This window comes from Streptomyces sp. NPDC052042, from assembly GCF_044548345.1.
In the GTDB taxonomy this organism is placed as follows: Bacteria; Actinomycetota; Actinomycetes; order Streptomycetales; family Streptomycetaceae; genus Streptomyces.
In genome coordinates this window covers 1,216,061-1,238,182 of the sequence record NZ_JBIUBU010000001.1, presented here as the reverse complement: position 1 = coordinate 1,238,182, position 22,122 = coordinate 1,216,061, and the positions used below count along the sequence as shown (strand labels likewise).

Sequence of the window (22,122 nt, the reverse complement as noted above, 5' to 3'; positions counted from 1 at the left end):
ACGCCCGCGCCAGTGTCCACATCCGACCCAGTGCCAGGCCCGACCGGCAAGGAGACCAGCCTCAGTGTCCGTCTTCAACAAGCTCATGCGTGCAGGCGAAGGCAAGATCCTGCGCAAACTGCACCGCATCGCGGACCAGGTCAGCTCCATCGAAGAGGACTTCATCAACCTCTCCGACGCCGAGCTGCGGGTGCTCACCGACGAGTACAAGGAACGGTACGCGGACGGCGAGAGCCTGGACGACCTGCTCCCCGAGGCGTTCGCCACCGTCCGTGAAGCCGCCAAGCGGGTCCTCGGACAGCGCCACTACGACGTTCAGATCATGGGTGGAGCGGCCCTGCACCTCGGCTATGTGGCCGAGATGAAGACCGGTGAGGGCAAGACCCTGGTCGGCACCCTGCCCACGTATCTCAACGCGCTGTCCGGCAAGGGCGTGCACCTGATCACGGTCAACGACTACCTGGCCGAGCGCGACTCCGAGCTGATGGGACGGGTCCACAAGTTCCTCGGCCTGTCCGTCGGGTGCATCCTCGCCAACATGACGCCGGCCCAGCGCCGCGAGCAGTACAACTGCGACATCACGTACGGCACGAACAACGAGTTCGGCTTCGACTACCTCCGTGACAACATGGCTTGGTCCGCGGACGAACTCGTCCAGCGCGGCCACAATTTCGCGGTGGTCGACGAGGTCGACTCGATCCTCGTCGACGAGGCCCGTACGCCGCTGATCATCTCCGGCCCGGCCGACCAGGCCACCAAGTGGTACGGCGACTTCGCCAGGCTGGTCCGGCGCCTGACCAAGGGCGAGGCGGGCAATCCGCTCAAGGGCATCGAGGAGACCGGCGACTACGAGGTCGACGAGAAGAAGCGGACCGTTGCCATCCATGAGCCTGGCGTCTCGAAGGTCGAGGACTGGCTCGGCATCGAGAACCTCTACGAGTCGGTGAACACCCCGCTCGTCGGGTACCTCAACAACGCCATCAAGGCCAAGGAACTCTTCAAGAAGGACAAGGACTACGTCGTCATCGACGGCGAGGTCATGATCGTCGACGAGCACACCGGCCGTATCCTCGCCGGTCGCCGCTACAACGAGGGCATGCACCAGGCGATCGAGGCGAAGGAAGGGGTGGACATCAAGGACGAGAACCAGACGCTCGCCACGATCACCCTGCAGAACTTCTTCCGCCTCTACGACAAGCTCTCCGGCATGACCGGTACGGCGATGACCGAGGCCGCCGAGTTCCACCAGATCTACAAGCTGGGCGTCGTCCCGATCCCGACGAACCGGCCGATGCAGCGCGTCGACCAGTCCGACCTGATCTACCGGACCGAGGTCGCGAAGTTCGCCGCGGTCGTCGACGACATCGCGGACAAGCACGAGAAGGGCCAGCCGATCCTGGTCGGCACCACGTCGGTCGAGAAGTCCGAGTACCTCTCGCAGCAGCTGTCCAAGCGCGGGGTCCACCACGAGGTCCTCAACGCCAAGCAGCACGACCGGGAAGCGGTGATCGTCGCCCAGGCCGGCCGGAAGGGCGCCGTCACGGTTGCCACGAACATGGCCGGACGAGGCACCGACATCAAGCTCGGCGGCAACCCCGACGACCTCGCCGAGGCCGAGCTGCGCCAGCGCGGTCTCGACCCCGTCGATCACGTCGAGGAGTGGGCCGCCGCCCTGCCCGCCGCGCTGGAGAAGGCCGAGCAGGCCGTGAAGGCGGAGTTCGAGGAGGTCAAGGCGCTCGGAGGGCTCTACGTCCTGGGTACCGAGCGGCACGAGTCGCGGCGTATCGACAACCAGCTGCGCGGTCGTTCCGGCCGTCAGGGCGACCCGGGCGAGTCCCGCTTCTACCTGTCGCTGGGGGACGACCTGATGCGGCTGTTCAAGGCGCAGATGGTCGAGCGCGTCATGTCGATGGCCAATGTGCCGGACGACGTGCCGATCGAGAACAAGATGGTGACGCGGGCCATCGCGTCGGCCCAGTCGCAGGTCGAGCAGCAGAACTTCGAGACGCGCAAGAACGTCCTGAAGTACGACGAGGTGCTCAACCGGCAGCGCGAGGTCATCTACGGCGAGCGCCGCCGGGTCCTGGAGGGCGAGGACCTGCAGGACCAGGTCCGTCACTTCATGGACGACACGATCGACGACTACATCCGCCAGGAGACCGCCGAGGGCTTCGCCGAGGAGTGGGACCTGGACCGGCTGTGGGGCGCGTTCAAGCAGCTCTACCCGGTGAAGGTCACCGTCGAGGACCTGGAGGAGGCGGCCGGCGACCGGGCCGGGATCACCGCCGAGTTCATCGGCGAGTCCGTCAAGGACGACATCCACGAGCAGTACGACGCGCGCGAGAAGCAGCTCGGCTCGGACATCATGCGCGAGCTGGAGCGGCGTGTGGTGCTGTCGGTCCTGGACCGCAAGTGGCGTGAGCACCTCTACGAGATGGACTACCTCCAGGAGGGCATCGGCCTGCGCGCCATGGCGCAGAAGGACCCGCTGGTCGAGTACCAGCGCGAGGGCTTCGACATGTTCAACGCCATGATGGAGGGCATCAAGGAGGAGTCCGTCGGCTACCTGTTCAACCTGGAGGTCCAGGTCGAGCAGCACGTCGAGGAGGTCCCGGTGCAGGACGAGGCCGAGCAGCCCTCGCCCGCCAAGGAGGACCTCGTGCCCGCGGCGCGTCCCGAGATCCGGGCCAAGGGGCTCGACGCCCCGCAGCGTCCGGACCGGCTGCACTTCTCCGCCCCGACGGTCGACGGCGAGGGCGGGGTCGTCGAGGGCGACTTCTCCAACGGCGGCGCCCCGGTGTCCGCCTCGGACGGGATGACCCGTGCGGAGCGGCGCAAGGCCCAGAAGAGCGGTGGAGGCGGGCGCCGCCGGAAGAAGTGACACCGCGCCCGTCACCGTACGGGTGGCGGGCGGAGCACGGTGCGGCCGGGGCCGGGCACTCCTCGTGGGTGCCCGGCTCCGGTGCGTTCCCGGCCGCCCGCGCGGGGCGTCGGGGCCGCTGCGGTGCGGTGCGGCGGGCACGGGCCCGCGGCACGGCTCCCCCGGCGCGGAGCGCGCGTCCCGGGGTCGGGAGCGGGGCTTTGGGGCGCCGGGGAAGTGCCGGTGCGGGAGCGCTCACGGGGGGACGGGGCCGGGGAGCGGTTTTCCGGACGCCGGAGGACCGCCGGAGCGGGGCGTTCATCGGGGCGCCGCCGCGGGCAGGCACTCGTCGCCCAGCTCCACCGCCGCACAGCGCCAGCGCAGGTCCCTGCCCAGCTCCAGCCGGAAGGCGATGGCCCGTACCCGCTCGCCCGAGGAGATGCTCGCGCATGCCTCCACCACCCCCGGCACGGGCTGGGCGCCATGGCACATGCGGATCACGGGCCGGGCGCCGACGGCCCGCAGCGGGCTGTGCGGGGCCAGTTCGGCCAGCTGGTCGTACGCCTCGCCGATGGTGTGCCCGAGCATCCAGTGCACGGGGCGCTGGCCGCTGAGGACGGCCAGCAGGCGCTCGGCGAACCAGTGATGGGGCCGGACACGCCGCGCGGCCCTCGTGCGCTGCGGAGGCACGGTCTCGGGCCTGCAGCGGTCGTGGCGCCCGGCGGGCCGGGTCCTGTTCGTGCTCAACGCGCATCGCCCCCGTGCTTCAGAGGCCCGGATCAGTACCGGGCGGTAACTTTCGATGGGGACCTTCTACGGCGGCTCGAAGGTGCCCGCAAGCGTCGGTGTGGCGCAGGGCACGATCGGAGCGAATCACCTATCCGGGTGATGAAGGCGGTGGCGTACGGGGTGTGCGGCGGGCACGGGCAGGGTGAGAAGCGGCGCCGGGTGGACGGCGGTGGGCCCGGTCCGCGTAGCCCCAAAGGAGGACGTCGCACGTATCCTGAGGGCGATTCCGACTACGAAAGCGGCCAGTCATGCGCGTGTACGTCCCCCTGACCCTTTCCGGTCTCGCAGCGGCGCACCGTGCGGGCGAGATCGGTCCCGGTCCGCTGACCGCCTATGCGGTGACCCCCGGGCTGCGCGAGTGGTACGTCTCCGACGACATCGAGGAGCTGGAGTACGCGGCGCTCAGCCGGGCCGCCGCCGCCTCGCTGCGGCTCATCGCCGTGGACCCCGAGGCCGTGCGGCGGAGGGTCGTCGTCGCCGTGGACGTACCGGAAGGCGCGGCCGTGGCCGATCCGGACCGCGCTCTCGACGCGTCGTCGCTCGGCGAGGTGCGCCTCGCCTCGCCGGTGCCGCTGACCGCGGCCGCCTCCGTGCACGTCGACGCGGATGATGTCGGGAAGGACGTCGGCGCGGCGGCGGCGGCACTGGGCGCGGCGGACCTCGGTGACGACGACGCGCAGTTCACCGTGGACGGCGCCGAGGACCACGAGCTGCTGTGGTTCGGCATCCAGGAGATCCCGAACCTGATCGGCTGAGTACAGGGCGGGCGCGAAGTGCTGAGGTACAGAACGGGCGCGAGGCAGGGACTGTCGGACCCGGGAGGTATTTTCTACGGCATGGGGACGCACGGGAAGCACGGAACGCACCTGGTCTGGGACTGGAACGGCACGCTGCTCGACGACAACGCCGCGGTCGTCGGGGCGACGAACGCCGCGTTCGGCGAGGTCGGGCTGGAGCCGATCACACTGGAGCAGTACCGCGAGATGTACTGCGTCCCGATCCCCCGTTTCTACGAGCGGCTGATGGGACGGCTCCCCACGGACGAGGAGTGGGAGCGGATGGACGTGGTCTTCCATCGGCACTACGCCGAGCAGCGGGCCGCCTGCGGGCTGACCGAGGGCGCCGCGGGCCTGCTCGCCCGGTGGGGGCTGAACGGCGGCAGCCAGTCGCTGCTGAGCATGTACGGGCACGAGCACCTGGTCCCCGTGGTGCGGGGATACGGCATCGAGGGGCACTTCCTGCGGGTGGACGGGCGCACCGGCCCGTCCGGCGGCAGCAAGGCCCACCACATGGAACGCCACATCACCGCACTGGACGGAATTTCCCCCGAGTACACGGTGGTCATCGGCGATGCCGTGGACGACGCCGTGGCCGCGGCCCACATCGGCGCGAAGGCCGTGCTCTACACCGGGGGGTCGCACAGCAGGGCCAGCCTGGAGGCGGCCGGGGTGCCGGTGGTCGACAGCCTGGCCGAAGCGGCCGACCTGGCCCTGCGGATCACCGGATGACATGAGGCCGACCGGCCGGCACGCGGCGGGCGTCCCCCACGTGCCGGCCGTCGCTCGCCGGTGTCCTCGTGCTCAGCCGTCCGAGGGGTCCGCGGCGGGTTCCGCGCCCGGCCGGCCGCCGGTGTTCGCGTCGTGCTCAGTCGGCCACCGGGGCCTTGGTCCGGAGCACCTTCAGGAATTCGCGCATCCACGCAGAATGGTCCGGCCAGGCACGTGAGGAGACCAGTGTGCCGTCGACCACGGCCTCGTGGTCCTCGAAGGCGGCGCCCGCCGCCTGCATGTCCAGCTCCAGCGCCGGATAGGCGGTGACGCGCCGGCCGGCCAGCGCGCCGACCGCCGCCGTCATCAGCGGGCCGTGGCAGATCTGGGCGACGGGCCGGTCCGAGTCGAAGAATGCCTTGAGGATCTTGCGCAGTTCCGGGTCGTTGCGCAGGTACTCGGGGGCCCGGCCGCCCGGCACGACCAGCGCCACGTAGTCCGCCGGGGCGACCTCGGAGAAGGCCAGGTCGGCCGGCCAGGTGTAGCCGGGCTTCTCCGTGTACGTGTCGAAGCCGGGTTCGAAGTCGTGGACCACGAAGCGGAGCGTCTTGCGGGTGGGGGCGGCGATGTGGACGTCGTAACCCTCCTCGCGCAGCCGCTGGTAGGGGTAGAGGACCTCCAGGGACTCTGCGGCGTCGCCGGTGACGATCAGGATCTTCGGTGCCATGGTGGGGCTCCCACGGGTCGTCGGCCTGTTCCGTCTACCAGAGTGGGGCAACACAGGGCCGCGCGCTGTCCAGAGTGTCAAACTTCCCGACCAACTTTTGTACACATGCGGCTCGTGACGGTTATGGGTGTGGGCGAGATAGCCTGGACCCCGTGATCAGCGCGATATGCCTCGGGGGCAGTGGAGCCCCCGATCAGCGCCCGGAGTGCCGCAGCACCCGGGCCATGCCTGATCCTCTCCACCCGGGCCGGTGGTCAAGAATCACCGATACGGCCCCGGACACCCCTCATAGCGGCATACCGTCGACTCAGACCGTAAAACCCGTGTCGTGGCGGTACGTCGCTGTTTACACCTACGTCACGCAACGGCGCGCGACAGGAGCCAGAGGACATGCAGACCAAGCTGGACGAAGCCAAGGCCGAGCTGCTCGCACGGGCCGCCAAGGTAGCTGACCGACACCCGGGCGGTGGTGTCGGCGGCCCGGGCGGTGCCCCGCGGGCGGGCGCAGGGGCCGACGGCACCGGGGCGGGGCAGGAGCGTCCCGGACAGGACACGATCCTCGCGTACCTCCAGCGCTACTACCTGCACACCGCTCCGGAGGACATCACCGGACGCGACCCCGTCGACGTGTTCGGCGCCGCGGCCTCCCACTACCGGCTCGCGGAGGTCCGTCCGCAGGGCACGGCCAACGTCCGCGTGCACACCCCGACCGTCGAGGAGAACGGCTGGACGTCCAGCCACTCCGTCGTCGAGGTCGTCACCGACGACATGCCGTTCCTGGTCGACTCCGTCACCAACGAGCTGTCCCGCCAGGGCCGCGGCATCCACGTCGTGATCCACCCGCAGGTCGTCGTCCGCCGCGACGTCACCGGCGAGCTCATCGAGGTCCTCTCGGAGGGCAACGGCCTCCGGGCGACCGCGCAGGCCCGGAAGGACGACAAGGCGACCAAGGGAGCGAAGGGAGCCAAGGCCGCGAAGGGCGCCGGCACCGAGCTGCCGCACGACGCGCTCGTCGAGTCCTGGATCCACGTCGAGATCGACCGTGAGACCGACCGCTCCGACCTCCAGCAGATCTCCGCCGATCTGCTGCGGGTGCTGTCCGACGTACGGGAGGCCGTCGAGGACTGGGCGAAGATGCGCGACGCCGCGCTCCGCATCGCCGACGACCTGCCCGGCGAGCCGCTCGACGGCCTCGCCGACGAGGAGGTCAACGAGGCCAGGGAACTGCTGCGCTGGCTCGCCGCCGACCACTTCACCTTCCTCGGCTACCGCGAGTACGAGCTGAGGGAGACCGACGCGCTGGCCGCCGTGCCCGGCACCGGCCTCGGCATCCTGCGCTCCGACCCGCACCACAGCGTCGACGAGGCCCACCCCGTCAGCCCGTCCTTCGACCGGCTGCCCCCCGACGCCCGGGCCAAGGCCCGCGAGCGCAAGCTCCTCGTCCTCACCAAGGCCAACAGCCGGGCGACCGTCCACCGCCCCAGCTACCTCGACTACGTCGGGGTGAAGAAGTTCGACGCCGACGGCAACGTCATCGGCGAGCGCCGCTTCCTCGGCCTGTTCTCGTCCGCCGCCTACACCGAGTCCGTGCGCCGGGTGCCCGTCATCCGTCGCAAGGTCGCCGAGGTGCTGGACGGTGCGGGCTTCTCGCCCGACAGCCACGACGGCCGCGACCTGCTCAAGATCCTGGAGACGTACCCCCGCGACGAGCTGTTCCAGACCCCCGTCGACCAGCTGCGCTCCGTCGTCACCTCCGTGCTGTACCTCCAGGAGCGCCGCCGGCTGCGGCTCTACCTGCGCCAGGACGAGTACAGGCGCTACTACTCCGCGATCGTCTACCTGCCGCGCGACCGCTACACCACCGGCGTACGGCTGCGCCTGATCGACATCCTCAAGGAGGAGCTGGGCGGCACCAGCGTCGACTTCACCGCCTGGAACACCGAGTCGGTCCTCTCCCGGCTGCACTTCGTCGTCCGGGTCGCGCCCGGCACCGTGCTGCCCGGCCTCACCGACGCCGAGGCCGACCGCATCGAGGCCCGGCTCGTCGAGGCGGCCCGCTCCTGGTCCGACGGCTTCCAGGAGGCCCTCACCGCCGAGTGCGGCGAGGAGCGCGCCGCGGAGCTGCTGCGCCAGTACGGCCGTGCCCTCACCGAGGGCTACAAGGCCGATCACTCGCCGCGCGCCGCGGTGGCCGACCTCGTCCACCTGGAGGCGCTCCAGAAGGACGAGAAGGACTTCGCCCTCAGCCTGTACGAGCCGGTCGGCGCCGCCCCCGGCGAGCGCCGCTTCAAGATCTACCGGACCGGTGAGCAGGTCTCCCTGTCCGCGGTCCTCCCCGCCCTGCAGCGGCTCGGCGTCGAGGTCGTCGACGAGCGTCCGTACGAACTGCGCTGCGCGGACCAGACCCACGCGTGGATCTACGACTTCGGTCTGCGGATGCCGCTGACCAACGGCACCGGTGCCCACCTCGCCGACGACGCCCGCGACCGGTTCCAGGACGCCTTCGCCGCGGTGTGGACCGGCGCGGCCGAGAACGACGGCTTCAACGCGCTGGTGCTCGGCGCCGGGCTGACCTGGCGCCAGGCGACGGTGCTGCGCGCCTACGCGAAGTACCTGCGCCAGGCCGGTTCCACCTTCAGCCAGGACTACATGGAGAGCACACTCCGCAACAACGTCCACACCACCCGGCTGCTGGTCTCCCTCTTCGAAGCCCGGATGTCCCCGGAGCGGCAGAGCGCCGGCACCGAGCTGACCGACGGGCTGCTGGAGGAGCTGGACGGGGCTCTGGACCAGGTCGCCTCGCTCGACGAGGACCGGATCCTGCGTTCCTTCCTCACGGTCATCAAGGCCACCCTGCGCACCAACTTCTTCCAGACGGGCGCCGACGGCCGGCCGCACGGCTATGTCTCGATGAAGTTCGACCCGCAGTCCATCCCGGACCTTCCGGCGCCCCGCCCGGCGTTCGAGATCTGGGTCTACTCGCCGCGCGTCGAGGGCGTGCACCTGCGCTTCGGCAAGGTCGCCCGAGGCGGTCTGCGCTGGTCGGACCGGCGGGAGGACTTCCGCACGGAGATCCTCGGCCTGGTCAAGGCCCAGATGGTGAAGAACACCGTCATCGTGCCGGTCGGCGCGAAGGGCGGCTTCGTCGCCAAGCGGCTCCCGGACCCGTCGGTCGACCGCGACGCCTGGATGGCCGAGGGCATCGCCTCGTACCGCACCTTCATCTCCGCCCTGCTCGACATCACCGACAACATGGTGGCGGGCGAGGTCGTGCCGCCCGAGGACGTCGTGCGGCACGACGAGGACGACACGTACCTGGTCGTCGCCGCCGACAAGGGCACCGCGAAGTTCTCCGACATCGCCAACGAGGTCGCCGTCGGCTACGGCTTCTGGCTCGGCGACGCGTTCGCCTCCGGCGGCTCCGCCGGGTACGACCACAAGGGCATGGGCATCACCGCCCGCGGTGCCTGGGAGTCGGTCAAGCGGCACTTCCGCGAGCTCGGCCACGACACCCAGACCCAGGACTTCACGGTCGTCGGCGTCGGCGACATGTCCGGTGACGTGTTCGGCAACGGCATGCTGCTCTCCGAGCACATCCGGCTCGTCGCCGCCTTCGACCACCGGCACATCTTCCTCGACCCGGCGCCGGACGCCGCCGCCTCGCACGCCGAGCGGCGCCGCCTCTTCGAGCTCCCGGGCAGCTCCTGGGCCGACTACGACAAGGACCTGCTCTCCGCGGGTGGCGGCGTCCACCCGCGCACGGCCAAGTCCGTCCCGATCAACGCGCACGTCCGCGAGGTGCTCGGCATCGAGCGGGGCGTCACCAAGATGACGCCCAACGAGCTGATGCAGGCCATCCTCACGGCCCCGGTGGACCTGGTGTGGAACGGCGGCATCGGCACGTACATCAAGTCGTCCGCCGAGTCGAACGCGGACGTCGGCGACAAGGGCAACGACGCGATCCGCGTCGACGGCCGGGACCTGCGGGCCAAGGTCGTCGGCGAGGGCGGCAACCTCGGCGCCACCCAGCTCGGCCGGATCGAGTTCGCCCACGGCGGTGGCAAGATCAACACCGACGCGATCGACAACAGCGCCGGTGTGGACACCTCCGACCACGAGGTGAACATCAAGATCCTGCTCAACGGCCTGGTCCGGGACGGCGACATGACGGTCAAGCAGCGCAACAAGCTGCTGGCCGAGATGACCGACGACATCGGCCGCCTGGTGCTGCGCAGCAACTACGCGCAGAACGTGGCGCTCGCCAACGCCACCTCCGAGTCGGCCTCCCTGCTCCACGCCCACCAGCGCTTCATGCGCCGGCTGGGCCGCGACGGGGACCTGAACCGCTCGCTGGAGTTCCTGCCCACCGACCGGCAGATCCGGGAGCTGCTGAGCGGCGGCAAGGGACTGACCCAGCCGGAGCTGGCCGTGCTGCTGGCCTACACCAAGATCACGGCGGCCCGGGACCTGATCCGCACCAGCCTGCCGGACGACCCGCACCTCCAGGAGCTGCTGCACGCCTACTTCCCGCGGCAGCTGCGCGAGCGGTTCCCCGAGGCGGTCGACGGGCACGCGCTGCGCCGCGAGATCATCACCACGGTGCTGGTCAACGACACCGTCAACACCGGTGGTTCGAGCTTCCTGCACCGGTTCCGGGAGGAGACCGGCGCGTCCATCGAGGAGATCGTGCGGGCGCAGTTCGCGGCCCGCGAGATCTTCGGTCTGGGCCGGGTGTGGGACGCCGTCGAGGCGCTCGACAACAAGGTCGCCGCCGATGTGCAGACCCGGATCCGGCTGCACTCGCGCCGGCTCGTCGAGCGCGGTACGCGCTGGCTGCTCGGCAACCGGCCGCAGCCGCTGGCGATCGCCGAGACGGTCGACTCCTTCAAGGCGGGCGTCGAGCAGGTCTGGGCCGAGCTGCCGAAGACGCTCCAGGGCGCCGACCTGGAGTGGTACCAGTCGATCCTGGACGACCTCGCCGCGGCCGGTGTCCCGGACGAGCTGGCCCAGCGGGTCGCCGGGTTCTCCTCCGCCTTCCCGGCGCTGGACATCGTGGCGATCGCGGAGCACACCGGCAAGGAACCGCTCGCCGTCGCCGTGGTGTACTACGACCTCGCGGACCGGCTGGGCATCACCCAGCTCATGGACCGGATCATCGAGCTGCCGCGGGCCGACCGCTGGCAGTCGATGGCCCGTGCCTCCATCCGCGAGGACCTGTACGCGGCGCACGCCGCGCTCACCGCGGACGTCCTGTCCGCGGGCGACGGGAGCTCGACGCCGCAGGAGCGGTTCGAGGAGTGGGAGGAGAAGAACGCGGCGGTCCTCACCCGGTCGCGCTCCACCCTTGAGGAGATCCGGGGCTCGGACTCGTTCGACCTGGCGAACCTGTCCGTGGCCATGCGGACGATGCGGACGCTGCTGCGCACGCACGCGTAGGGACGCTCGACGAGGCGGGGCGGTCACCGGTTCTCCGGTGGCCGCCCCGCCTCGCTTCTCCCGCCTTCCCCGCCGCCCCGGCCGCGTTCCGCGCTCTTCCGCAGTCCTGCGTTCCCGGCCGTCCCCGGCCGGCCGCCTCCCGCGGCGTTCCGTCCGCCGGGGGCACGCGGAAGGGCGGGGGCCGCCGGACCGGTGCGTCCGGGCTCCGACGGCTCCCGCCCGCGACCCCGTTCACTTCCTTCCGGAGGTGAACTTCTCGTACGCGGCCACGACCTCGTCCGCCGGGCCGTCCATCCGCAGCGTTCCCGCCTCCAGCCAGATCGCCCGGTCGCAGGTCTCGGTGATCGACTTGTTGCTGTGGCTGACCAGGAAGACCGTCCCGGCCTCCTGGCGCAGCTCCGCGATCCGGTCCTTGCTGCGGCGCTGGAACTTGGCGTCCCCGGTGGAGAGCGCCTCGTCGATCAGCAGGACGTCGTGGCTCTTGGCCGCGGCGATCGAGAAGCGCAGCCGGGCGCCCATGCCGGAGGAGTACGTCCGCATCGGCAGCGTGATGAAGTCGCCCTTCTCGTTGATGCCGGAGAAGTCGACGATCTCCTGGTAGCGCTCGCGGATCCGGGCACGTGACATGCCCATCGCGAGGCCGCCGAGCACCACATTGCGCTCCCCGGTCAGGTCGCCCATCAGCGCGGCGTTCACGCCCAGCAGCGAGGGCTGGCCGCGGGTGTACACCCGGCCCTTCGTCGCGGGCAGCAGCCCGGCGACGGCCTTCAGCAGGGTCGACTTGCCCGAACCGTTGGAGCCGATCAGGCCGATGGCCTCGCCCCGGTACGCGGCGAAGCTCACCCCCTTCACGGCGTGCACCTCGCGTGTCCCGGGGGTCTGCCGACGCGAGACGATCCGGCTGAGCGCCGAGGTGGCGCCGCCCCTTCCGGTGCGGGCCCCATGGACCTGGTACGTGATGTGCACGTCGTCCACGACGACGGTCGGCACCCGCTCGTCGGCGCCGCGCACGCCGCCGATGCGACAACCGGTGTTGCCGTTGAGGTCAGCCACGTCCGTACCGCTCCTCCGCCTGCCAGAAGTACACGAAACCGCCCACGCCGCACACGAGCGCCCAGCCCGCGGCGATCGCCCAGACGTGCGGCGGCAGATGGGACGCGCCGAAGCTGTCGATGAGCGCGAACCGCATCAGATCGATGTAGACGGCGGCGGGATTGCACTTCAGGGCCACCTCGACGATGTGGGGAACCCGGTCGCCCTTGAGTATCTGGTCCACGCTCCACATGACGCCGGAGGCGTACATCCAGGTGCGCAGGACGAACGGCACCAGCTGGGCGATGTCCGGGGTCCGGGCGGTCAGCCGTGCCACCGCCATGGAGACGCCGGTGTTGAACACGGCCTGGAGGAACAGGGCCGGGACGGCCAGCAGCCAGGAGGGCCTGGGGAACTGACCGAACCCCACCAGGATCAGCGTCAGCGCGGCCAGTGAGAACAGCAGCTGCTGGAGCTGCTGGAGGGCCAGCGCGATCGGCAGCGAGGCGCGCGGGAAGTGCAGGGCCCGGACGAGCCCCATGTTTCCGCTGATCGCGCGGGTCCCCGCGGTGATCGAGCTGCTGGTGAAGGTCCAGATGAACACGCCGGTGACGAGGAACGGCACGAAGTCCTCGACATGGCGCTTGGTGTCCATCAGCACGCCGAAGATGAAGTAGTAGACGGTCGCGTTCAGCAGCGGGGTCATGATCTGCCAGATCTGGCCCAGTTTCGCCCTGCTGTACTGGGCGGTCAGCTTGGCGGTGGAGAACGCCGTGATGAAGTGCCGCCGGTCCCACAGTTGCCGGACGTAGGCGCCGAGCGAAGGCCGGGCCCCGCTCACCGCCAGTCCGTGCCGGGCGGCGAGTGCGGCGAGTTCGCCCGGCGCGTACACGGGGAGGGCCGCGGCGGCGGGGGTGTCGGGCGGGGCCGCTGGGGTCGTTGTCTGGCTCACCACGATCGCTTTCGACGGAGGGGGGAACGCGGGATCGGTCGATGGAACGGGACCGTATCGTCGCAACGCAGAGAGTAGGGCGGGCCGACGTCGCAACGCAACCGTTTCGTCGTGGCGGACTATCATTCGGCCATGACCACCGCTCCCGGAACCCGCCGCCGTGCCCCCGCCGGAGCCGCCGTGCTGCGCGAGGACGTCACCGACGCGATCCGCAGCGCGGTCTTCGAGGAACTGGCCGCGGTGGGCTTCGCCCGGATGTCGATCGAGGGCATCGCCCGGCGCGCGGGCGTCGGCAAGACCGCCGTCTACCGGCGCTGGAAGTCGAAGCTGGCCCTGGTGCTCGACCTGGTCTCCGCGGTGGCCGTGCAGGGCATGCCGGCCCCGGCGACCGGTTCGCTGCACGGGGACGTGCGCGCCGTGCTGGAGCTCGCCGCCTACGCCCTGCGCCATCCGGTCGCCTCGCAGGTCATCCCGGACCTGCTGGTCGAGGCGGCCCGCAATCCCGAGATCGCCGACACGATCAAGGCCGCCCTGCTGGACCCGCAGCAGGGCATCGCCGCCGTGGTCGTGCGCGACGCGGTGGCACGCGGCGAACTGCCCGAGTGCAGTGACCCGGACCGGGCCCTGGACCTGATCGTCGGCCCGCTCTACTGGCGCCTGGCCGTCGTCCGCACCCCGCTGCCCGAGGGCTACCTCGACGAGCTGGCGGTCGCGGCGGTCGCGGCCCTCAGAACGCCCGCGGGGTGAGGCCGCGGGCGGAGCGAGCGGCTTCGTCCAGTCCGCGGACCGGGTGTCTTCCGGCCGCGACCGGTCCGCGGACCGGGTGTCCAGCGAGCGGAGGGCCGCGGGCCGTGTCCCGTGTCCGTGAATGGTGTGCCCTTCGGCCGCGTCCTGTGCCCATGGACCGCGTTTCCTCCGGCCGCGTGCTGTTTCCGGGCCGCCGTCGTCGGGGCGGAGGCCGGGCGGTCGGCGTCCGGGTGGCGGGTCGTGCCCTGCGACCTACCCGGCGACGGCGAGGAGACGGTCCGCCACGCGGGACGCCGCTCGGCCGTCGTCCAGGTCGCAGAAGTCGCGGCGGAAGCTCTCGTACTCCGCAACGTACCGGGCGGCCGAAGCGGCCAGGGCGCCGGTGTCGCGCAGTACGGCGGCGACGGCTTCCGTGTGGGGGAGCAGCGGGCCCGGGGCCCGGTTCTCGAAGTCCAGGCAGAAGCCGCGCGCCGTGTCGCGGTAGTGGGTCAGGTCGTAGGTGTGGAAGAGCATCGGCCGGCCGGTGTGCGCGAAGTCGAACATCACGCCCGAGTAGTCCGTCACCAGCACATCGGCGATCAGCAGCAGCTCCACGACGTCCGGGTGCGCCGACACGTCGCGCACCCCGTGCTCCTCGGGCACGGTCCCGGTCACCCGGGGATGGCGCCGGACCAGCAGGGTGTGGCCGTCGCCCAGGGAGCGGGCCAGGGTGGGCAGGTCGAGGGCCGGGTCCCAGCGGTAGCGGGGGTCCTCGCCGTCGTCGGCGCCGGCCGGATGGGTGAGGTGGTCGCGGTAGGTCGGCGCGTACAGCACGACGCGGCGGCCGTCCGGGATGCCGAGCCGGTGGCGCAGCCGTTCGGCGGTCTTGGCCCGGTCGGCGGCGAAGAGCAGGTCGTTGGCCGGGGAGCCCGCCTCCAGGACCTCGCCGCCGTAGCCGAGCGCGCGGCGCAGCAGCGGTGTCGAGTGGCGGCTGGGGGAGACCAGGACGGACCACTGGGCCGCCTGGCTCGGCAGCGAGGCCAGCCGCTGGTGGTCCGCGTACAGGGTGCCGCCCAGGTCGGTGCCGAAACGGCCGAGCGGAGTGCCGTGCCAGGTCTGCACGACCGTCTGGCCAGGCCGCCGTCGGAACCACTCGGGGAGCTGTCCGGCGGTGACGATCCGGCGGGACCGGGCCAGCGCCTCGTACCAGGCGGCGCTGTGCTCGACGACGGGGACCGCGGTGTGCGGGACATGGCCGTGGAGACCGTCGGTGACCCAGAGGTGCTCCGCGTTCACGCCCCGGCGCACCAGTTCGGCGTGCACGGCGCGTGGTGCGCCGCCGCCCGCCCGGCCGCCGGAGTACAGGACGGTGTCCCGCAACGGGAGTGCGCGCCGCGCCGGGTAGTGCCTGCCGCGCAGTTGGGCCCGTCGGTACGCGCCCCGCTCGGTGACCGCGAGGACCGGCCCGGCCCGCAGCGCCATCCGGTCGCCGAACCGGCGGTCCAGGGCGAACTCCCGGCCGGAGGAGGGGGCCGCCGGGTCCGTGCCGCTGCGGGGCAGCGGAAGCCGGGCGCCGAGCGCGGTCAGCACCCGGACCGGCCGGCCGCCGAGATACGCGTCCCAGCAGCCCTCGTGCAGCCCCGCCGCCACCTTCGGCGCGAGGAACGCGGTGAAGCGGCGCCCCTCGTACGTCCCCGTGCCCGTGCCCTCGTACGCCCCGGCCGTTCCCGGGCCGGCGTGTGTTCCGGGGCCCGTGCCGATGTGTGTTCCGTGGCCCGGCTCCCCGTAGGCGCCCGCCTGCTCGTACGCTCCGGAGCCGCCCCTTCCGTCCGCGCCCGCGCGCGCACCGGCACCCTTCTTCCCGTACGCCTCCGCTCCCGTGGACGGCGGCGCGTGGGTGACCGGGACCGCCACCGTCTCGCGCAGTTCCTCGTGCCGCAGGACCAGGCGGGCCGGACCCTCCTCCTGCCGCAGCCCCGTCCCGGCCCCCGCGACCCCCTCGATCCGCAGGGCGCCCTCCGCCGTCCACACGGCCGCGTCCACGAACGGCTGTCCGCTCAGGTCCAGCACCAGTTCGCCCGCCGCGTCCGCCACCACCGGCGGAGCCGTCTCCGGGGCCGCGGCCAGCGGCACCCGTGAACCGTCCGCCAGGACGAGCCGGGCCCGCCACCGCCCGCCGGGCTCCGGCTCCACCTCGCGCGGCGCCGGGTGCGGGGCCGCCGGTGCGGATGCCATCCCGGCGAGGTCGGCGAGCGGGATCCGTACCGTGAACCGGCCGTCCGCCCGGCATGCGACCGGATGGCCGAACTCCTGGTCCGGCACCCCGTCACAGGCCAGCACCACGGCCTTCGGACGGGGGCCCGCGTACAGCCGCCCCGTCAGCTCCAGATCCCGGCCGAAGTGCCGGTCCTCGCACCGGGCCGGGAGCTGCTCCAGGGTCAGCCGCAGCCGCTCGCGCCGGTAGTCGAGCACCGCCCGCCGCCCGTCACCCAGGTCGTGGACGAGCGGCTGGACGGTCCCGGCCTCCACCGCGCGCAGGGCCACCCGGCGGACCGTTCCCTGGGCGGCCACCATGACGCCCACCAGCCATTCGCCGGACCGCAACCGGCGTGGATCGATGGTCAGCTCGAAGCCGGAGTTCTCGTAACAGTGCAGCTCCTGACCGGAGTTGATCGTCGCCTCCGGTGCGGGAACGTTTCGCAGCGGCACGGTGCGCAGTTGTCTGCCATGGACCGCGTACACCATGCCCATCTTCAGCGAAGTCCGCGGCGAGGCGGCCGGAAGGTTGCGGACGTACGCGTAGCCGCGCAGCCTCAGCTTCCCGTCGTGGCCCCACCGCGCCTCCAGCAGCCGGGCCACGGCCGGGAGATCGGGGCGTGCCAGGCGGGTGAGGTCCGGCAGCCCGGGAAGACCGGCCTGTCGCAGCCCCGGCACGCCGTCGACCATGAACGCCCCCGACCCGTTGGCCCGTTCGAAGGCGAGCACGGACAGCAGCTCGGCGAGTCTGCGCTCCCGCACCAGCCGCCATTTGATCCGCAGTGCCGCGGGCAGTTCCTGGAGCGCGTCCCGCCCCGGCGCGTCCATCTGCTCCATCCGGTCCAGGAACGCGCCCGCGCCCGCCATGAACGCCTCCCGGTACGCGGGCCCGCCCCGCGCGAGCCCCTCCAAGCAGTGCACGAGATCGTCGCGCAGGCACGACAGGTCGTAACGCCGTCGCGCACCGGCGCCCGCCAGCCCGCCCCGGTCCGCCAGGAACGCGCTGACCCGCTCGCACGCCGCGATCCGGTCCCGTACGCCCCGCGCGTCCGTACGCCTCCGGGTGACCGAACCATCCCGCATCCGCCAGTAGTAGACGTGTTCGTGCAGCACGTCGACCGCGCCCGCGAGGTAGTGCGCCGGGATCGTCACAGGGGCGTCCTCGCAGAGCCTCCCCTCCGGGAACATGAAGGAGTGACGGTCCCAGAAGGAGCGCCGGAACACCTTGTTCCAGGCGATCCGGTCGGCGAGCAGCCGGGGTTCGCGGCCGATGTGGGTGCGCGTCCGGGTGGTGGTCAGCCAGCGGTACTGCCACGCCTGCCGCCGCCCCCGCTCGTCCAGCCGCCACACGTTGCCGGTGGCGAAGTCGGCCCCGGTCGTCTCCAGCGAGGCCAGCATCCGCTGGAAGGCGTCGTGCACGACGACGCCGTCGCTGTCGACGAACGCGAGGTACGGCACGTCCGGAGAGGTGTGCCGCACGCCCGTGTTTCGGGCCGCGCCCAGCCCGGCGTTGTCCCGGCGCACATAGCGGACGCGGCGGTCGCGGGCGGCGAAACCCCGGGCGATGTCCGTGCTGCCGTCCGTCGAACCGTCGTCGACGAGGACCACCTCGATGTCGGAGACCGTCTGTCCGGCCAGCGACCGCAGGCAGTCCTCCAGGCAGTCCTCGACGTTGTGGACCGGGACGACGACACTGAGGCGCGGTTTCATGCACGGACAACAGGGGCGGACGCACACGGTCACCGGCACTGCCCCGATCGGGTGAACACGGGGGCCAAAGGCCGCGGACGTGCGGTGCTGGAAGCGGTGGACACGGCCCCGCTCGGTAGCCGTGCCGGTGCTCGGCTTCGCCGTGGCGGTCCACCGCACCCCGGGACGTCTCCGGGCGACCCCGGAGTCCGCGCTCGGCCACGGGGCCGGTGGCCCCCGGCCCGGCCTGCGCACATGTTCGCCGCCGGTTGACGTTTCGTCAGCGCGCCGCGCCGGACGCCACCCGTTCGGGAGAGACCGTGAGCGGTGACCCCCGGCCGCCCAGGCGGTTGAGCCGTACGCACAGCCAGGCCCCGATGAACGGACGTGCCCACCATGCCGCCACGGCTCAGTGTCGTCGTACCCGTCCACAACGTCGAGCTCTATCTGACGGACTGCCTGAAGTCCCTCGCCGAGCAGACCATGAGCGACCTGGAAGTGGTGATCGTCGACGACGGGTCCACCGACGGCAGCGCGGGCCTGGCCACCGGCTTCGCCGCCCGCGACCGCCGCTTCCGGCTCGTCAGCCAGGCCAACGGCGGCCCCGGGCACGCCCGCAACACCGGGGTCCGCCACTGCGACCCGGGCGCCCGCCACCTCGCCTTCGTCGACAGCGACGACGTGATCCCGCCCCGCGCGTACGAACTCCTCGTCGGGGCCCTGGAGGAGACCGGCTCCGACTTCGCGTCCGGCAACGTGCTGCGGCTGCGTCGCTCCGGGACGCTCCAGCAGTCGCCCGACTTCCGCAGGCCGATGGCGACGACCCGGCTGCGCACCCACATCTCCCGCGACTGGGACCTCGCCGCCGACCGGATCGCCTGCAACAAGGTCTTCCGCCGCTCCTTCTGGGACGAGCACGCCTTCGCCTTCCCCGTCGGCGCGCTCCACGAGGACATCCCGGTCGTCCTGCCCGCCCACTTCCTGGCCCGGTCCGTCGACGTGCTGAAGGAGCCGGTCTACCACTGGCGCGAGCGGCCGGGCTCGGCCCCCTCCCGCCGCGCCGTCGTCCGGGGCGTCCAGGACCGGGCCTCGCACGTCCTCGGTGTCTCCGCCTTCCTCGACGAGCACCGCGGCGCCGCCGACAAGCGGCGGTACGAGGAGCACGTGCTCGCCGACGACCTCCGGCACTTCATGGAGGCGCTGCCCGGAGGGGACGAGGACTACCGGCGCGCGTTCTTCACGTACGCCAACGAGTTCACCGACCAGGTCGACCCCGCCGTGCTGGACGCGCTGCCGGTGCGGCTGCGGCTGATGTGGCACCTCGTGCGCGAGCGAAGGACGGAGGAGCTGCTGGCCCTGCTGGCCCACGACGCCGCCGAACCCGGCGCGTTCGCGGTACGCGGCATGCGGCGCCGCACCGCCTCCTTCCCGGTGCTCACCGGCCCCGTCCCGCGCCCGGTGCTCAAGGTCACCGAGCGGGACCTGCCGCTCACCGCCCGGCTCCGGAACGCCCGCTGGCAGGACGGCAGGCTGCACCTGTCCGGATACGCGTACATCCGCAACCTCCCCGCCGCCTCGCGGGTCGGCGAGATCCGCGCCGGCTGGCTGAGGGCCGGGCGCAGACGCCTGGTGCCGCTGTGGCTGCGGACCGTCGTCGACCCCGAGGCCACCGCCCGGTCGCGGCAGAGCCTGCACGACTACGACCGGTCCGGCTTCGAGACGGACATCGACCCGGCCCGGCTCCGCATCGACGCCCACCGCGGGCCCGCGAGCCTCACCTGGCGGCTGGAGATCGGCATCGCCGGCCACGGCATGCTGCGCCGCTCCGCCCTGTCGACGGACGAGGCCGCCGCCCCGCCGCCCGTGCACCGGCCCGACGGCGACCACCGGATCGTGCCCGCCTTCGACGACGACACGCTGGTGCTGCACGCCGAACGGATCGACGCCCGCTTCGAGTCCCACCGGGCGGGCGGCACCGGCGGCCCGGACGGTCGGTGCGACAGCGTGGTGATCGACGGAATGGTCCGCGCCCGCCTCGCCGAGGGGCCGCTGCTTCTCGCCCTCACCCACCACCCCTCCGGGTCCTCCTTCGACAGCCCGGTCGCGGTCCACGACACCGGACCCGCGTCGTCCGGATGGCGCCGCTTCACCGCCACCGTCCCGCTCGGCGCGTTCGCCGGCGCCCGTGCGGGCGCGGGGGAGGGGGAGCCGCCCGCGCAGATCGCGTACAGCGTGCACCTCCTCGGCCCGGACGGGCGCCGGACGCCGATCGACGTTCCGGGGCCGGTGCTTCCGGGCCGCTACCCGCTGGACGGGGACGAAGGCATGCAGGCCGGAGGCGTACGGGACGGAGGCGCACCGCGCGGAGCGGGGCCGGACCGGGAGCCTCGGCGTGAACTCGGGCTCACCGCGAGCGCGCGCGGCGATCTGCTGATCGGCGACCGCACCGTACAGCCCGCCGTCGACCTCGCGACCTGGACGGACGACGGGCGGATCGTCCTGGAGGGCACCTTCCCAGGATGTTCCGGACGCCCCGCCGCACTCGTGGCCCGGCACAGCGGCCACGACGAGGAGGCCGTCCTCCCCGTCGCGTTCCACGGGGCCGACGGGGCGCGGCGGTTCCGGTCCGTGTTCCGGCCGGACGCCGTCGACGGGCCCGGCGGACCGCTGCCGCTGGGCGAGGGCCGCTGGTACCTCTTTCTCCGCGAACCCGGCGCGGACGGGGACGCGTATGAGACCCCGCTGCGCGTCCCGGCCGCCGCCCACCGCACCCTGCCCGCCGCCCGCACCCTCGACGGCCGTGTGTACGTCGTCGAACGGCGCTGCCACGACCAGTTGCTGATCGACTCCGCGCCGGTGCTCCCCGCCGCCGAACGCGGTGCGCGCGGCAGACGGCTGCTGCGCGGCACCTACCGGAGCAGCCGCACCGCGCCCGCGCGCGACACCGTCCTGTACAGCAGCTTCGACGGCCGGCAGTACTCCGACTCGCCCCGCGCCGTCCACGAGGAACTGGTACGGCGGGGCGTCGAGTTCGAGCACCTGTGGGTGGTGCGCGACCGGCAGGCGCGCGTCCCGGCCGGGGTCACCGCCGTCGAACACGGTTCTGCCGCCTGGCACGAGGCGCTGGCGACCAGCCGGTACGTCGTCACCAACACCCAGCTCCCGGAGTGGTTCGAGCGGCGCGACGACCAGTTCGTCGTCCAGACCTGGCACGGCACGCCCCTCAAGCGCATCGGCCTCGACCTCGCGGGCGCGGCATGGGCCGACGCCGCCTGCCTCGCCACCATCGAGCGGCGCGCACGCCAGTGGAGCGTCCTGGTCTCCCCGAACGGCTTCTCCACCCCGGTCCTGCGGCGCTCGTTCGGCTACCGGGGCGAGGTCCTGGAGTGCGGCGCCCCCCGCAACGACCTGTTCCGTGCCCCGGACCGGGCCAAGGTCGCCGCGGGCGTACGGGAACGGCTCGGCATCCCCGAGGGCCGACGGGTCGTGCTGTACGCGCCGACCTGGCGCGACGACCAGCCGCGCGGCGGTGGGCGGTACGCCCTGGACCTGCGCCTCGACCTGGCAGCCGCCGAACGCGAACTCGGCCCGGACACCGTACTGCTGGTACGCCGCCACCACCTGGTCGCCGACCGGCTGCCGGACGGCGGAAGCGGCTTCGTCCGCGACGTCTCGCGCCACCCGGACGCGGGAGAGCTGATGCTGATCAGCGACGCCCTGGTCACCGACTACTCCTCGCTGATGTTCGACTTCGCCCTGACCGGCCGCCCGATGCTGTTCCACAGCTACGACCTGGCGCACTACCGCGACACCCTGCGCGGCTTCTGCTTCGATTTCGAGGCACGGGCCCCCGGCCCGCTGATCCCCGGCTCCACCGGACTCGTCGAGGCGCTGCGCGACCCGGAGCGCGCCACACGGGGCCACGCGCGGGCGTACGAGGCGTTCCGCCGGGACTTCTGCGACCTGGACCACGGGCACGCGGCGGCGGACGTGGCCGACCGGATGCTCCGGGGGAACGGGAACGGGAACGGGAACGGGAACGGGAACGGGAACGGGAACGGGGCCGGCCGGGCGGGCCGGAGGTGAGCGTTTCCGGCTGATCCGTTCGAGTGATTCGGGAATACGGGCGTCCACCCTGCTCCGCAGGGAATCGACGCGGCGGTCCGCA

11 protein-coding genes are annotated in these 22,122 nt (G+C 72.1%); 6 read left to right on the top strand and 5 right to left on the bottom strand.

What is annotated here, in order from left to right; genetic code table 11:
• The first annotated feature begins 64 nt into the window (after nucleotides 1-64).
• Nucleotides 65-2,881 carry a preprotein translocase subunit SecA gene (gene secA, locus ACIHCL_RS05205; RefSeq protein ID WP_399857020.1) on the top strand — a complete coding sequence of 939 codons (2,817 nt, stop codon included), beginning with the start codon at nucleotides 65-67 and terminating at the stop codon, nucleotides 2,879-2,881.
• 297 nt (nucleotides 2,882-3,178) lie between these two features.
• Here the strand turns inward: secA and ACIHCL_RS05200 are convergent, their stop codons facing one another.
• Nucleotides 3,179-3,607 carry an Rv3235 family protein gene (locus ACIHCL_RS05200; protein ID WP_399857019.1) on the bottom strand — a complete coding sequence of 143 codons (429 nt, stop codon included), beginning with the start codon at nucleotides 3,605-3,607 and terminating at the stop codon, nucleotides 3,179-3,181.
• Nucleotides 3,608-3,897: 290 nt separating this feature from the next.
• Between ACIHCL_RS05200 and ACIHCL_RS05195 the strand changes: the two genes are divergently transcribed.
• Nucleotides 3,898-4,404 carry a DUF6912 family protein gene (locus tag ACIHCL_RS05195; RefSeq protein ID WP_399857017.1) on the top strand — a complete coding sequence of 169 codons (507 nt, stop codon included), beginning with the start codon at nucleotides 3,898-3,900 and terminating at the stop codon, nucleotides 4,402-4,404.
• 81 nt (nucleotides 4,405-4,485) lie between these two features.
• Entirely contained in the window at nucleotides 4,486-5,157 is a 672-nt protein-coding gene (locus ACIHCL_RS05190; RefSeq protein WP_399857015.1) for an HAD family hydrolase, read from the top strand.
• Between the two features lie 136 nt (nucleotides 5,158-5,293).
• On the opposite strand, the gene ACIHCL_RS05185 is transcribed toward ACIHCL_RS05190, so the two are convergent.
• On the bottom strand, nucleotides 5,294-5,863 hold the full coding sequence (locus ACIHCL_RS05185; RefSeq protein ID WP_399857014.1) for a DJ-1/PfpI family protein: 570 nt from the start codon (nucleotides 5,861-5,863) through the stop codon (nucleotides 5,294-5,296).
• A gap of 390 nt (nucleotides 5,864-6,253) precedes the next feature.
• On the opposite strand from ACIHCL_RS05185, the gene ACIHCL_RS05180 reads away from it, so the two are divergent.
• Nucleotides 6,254-11,299, top strand: coding sequence for an NAD-glutamate dehydrogenase (locus ACIHCL_RS05180; RefSeq protein WP_399857012.1), 5,046 nt, complete (start codon nucleotides 6,254-6,256; stop codon nucleotides 11,297-11,299).
• Nucleotides 11,300-11,530: 231 nt separating this feature from the next.
• On the opposite strand, the gene ACIHCL_RS05175 is transcribed toward ACIHCL_RS05180, so the two are convergent.
• Entirely contained in the window at nucleotides 11,531-12,310 is a 780-nt protein-coding gene (locus ACIHCL_RS05175) for an ABC transporter ATP-binding protein (protein WP_399857165.1), read from the bottom strand.
• A gap of 34 nt (nucleotides 12,311-12,344) precedes the next feature.
• Complete coding sequence (locus ACIHCL_RS05170; protein ID WP_399857010.1) at nucleotides 12,345-13,286, bottom strand: ABC transporter permease; 942 nt, start codon at nucleotides 13,284-13,286, stop codon at nucleotides 12,345-12,347.
• 129 nt (nucleotides 13,287-13,415) lie between these two features.
• On the opposite strand from ACIHCL_RS05170, the gene ACIHCL_RS05165 reads away from it, so the two are divergent.
• Complete coding sequence (locus ACIHCL_RS05165) at nucleotides 13,416-14,030, top strand: TetR/AcrR family transcriptional regulator (protein ID WP_399857008.1); 615 nt, start codon at nucleotides 13,416-13,418, stop codon at nucleotides 14,028-14,030.
• 252 nt (nucleotides 14,031-14,282) lie between these two features.
• Here the strand turns inward: ACIHCL_RS05165 and ACIHCL_RS05160 are convergent, their stop codons facing one another.
• Complete coding sequence (locus tag ACIHCL_RS05160; protein ID WP_399857006.1) at nucleotides 14,283-17,975, bottom strand: CDP-glycerol glycerophosphotransferase family protein; 3,693 nt, start codon at nucleotides 17,973-17,975, stop codon at nucleotides 14,283-14,285.
• 375 nt (nucleotides 17,976-18,350) lie between these two features.
• Between ACIHCL_RS05160 and ACIHCL_RS05155 the strand changes: the two genes are divergently transcribed.
• A complete protein-coding gene (locus tag ACIHCL_RS05155; RefSeq protein ID WP_399857163.1) occupies nucleotides 18,351-22,040 on the top strand; it encodes a CDP-glycerol glycerophosphotransferase family protein in 3,690 nt (1,229 codons plus the stop codon).
• Nucleotides 22,041-22,122 lie beyond the last annotated feature (82 nt).

What these genes read in the sequence shown, in the direction of transcription:
- ACIHCL_RS05195 (WP_399857017.1), top strand. Translation starts at nt 3,898, where the DNA reads ATGCGCGTGTACGTCCCCCTGACCCTTTCCGGTCTCGCAGCGGCGCAC.
- ACIHCL_RS05190 (WP_399857015.1), top strand. Translation starts at nt 4,486, where the DNA reads ATGGGGACGCACGGGAAGCACGGAACGCACCTGGTCTGGGACTGGAAC.
- ACIHCL_RS05185 (WP_399857014.1), bottom strand. Translation starts at nt 5,863, where the DNA reads ATGGCACCGAAGATCCTGATCGTCACCGGCGACGCCGCAGAGTCCCTG.
- ACIHCL_RS05180 (WP_399857012.1), top strand. Translation starts at nt 6,254, where the DNA reads ATGCAGACCAAGCTGGACGAAGCCAAGGCCGAGCTGCTCGCACGGGCC.
- ACIHCL_RS05165 (WP_399857008.1), top strand. Translation starts at nt 13,416, where the DNA reads ATGACCACCGCTCCCGGAACCCGCCGCCGTGCCCCCGCCGGAGCCGCC.
- ACIHCL_RS05160 (WP_399857006.1), bottom strand. Translation starts at nt 17,975, where the DNA reads ATGAAACCGCGCCTCAGTGTCGTCGTCCCGGTCCACAACGTCGAGGAC.
- ACIHCL_RS05155 (WP_399857163.1), top strand. Translation starts at nt 18,351, where the DNA reads ATGCCGCCACGGCTCAGTGTCGTCGTACCCGTCCACAACGTCGAGCTC.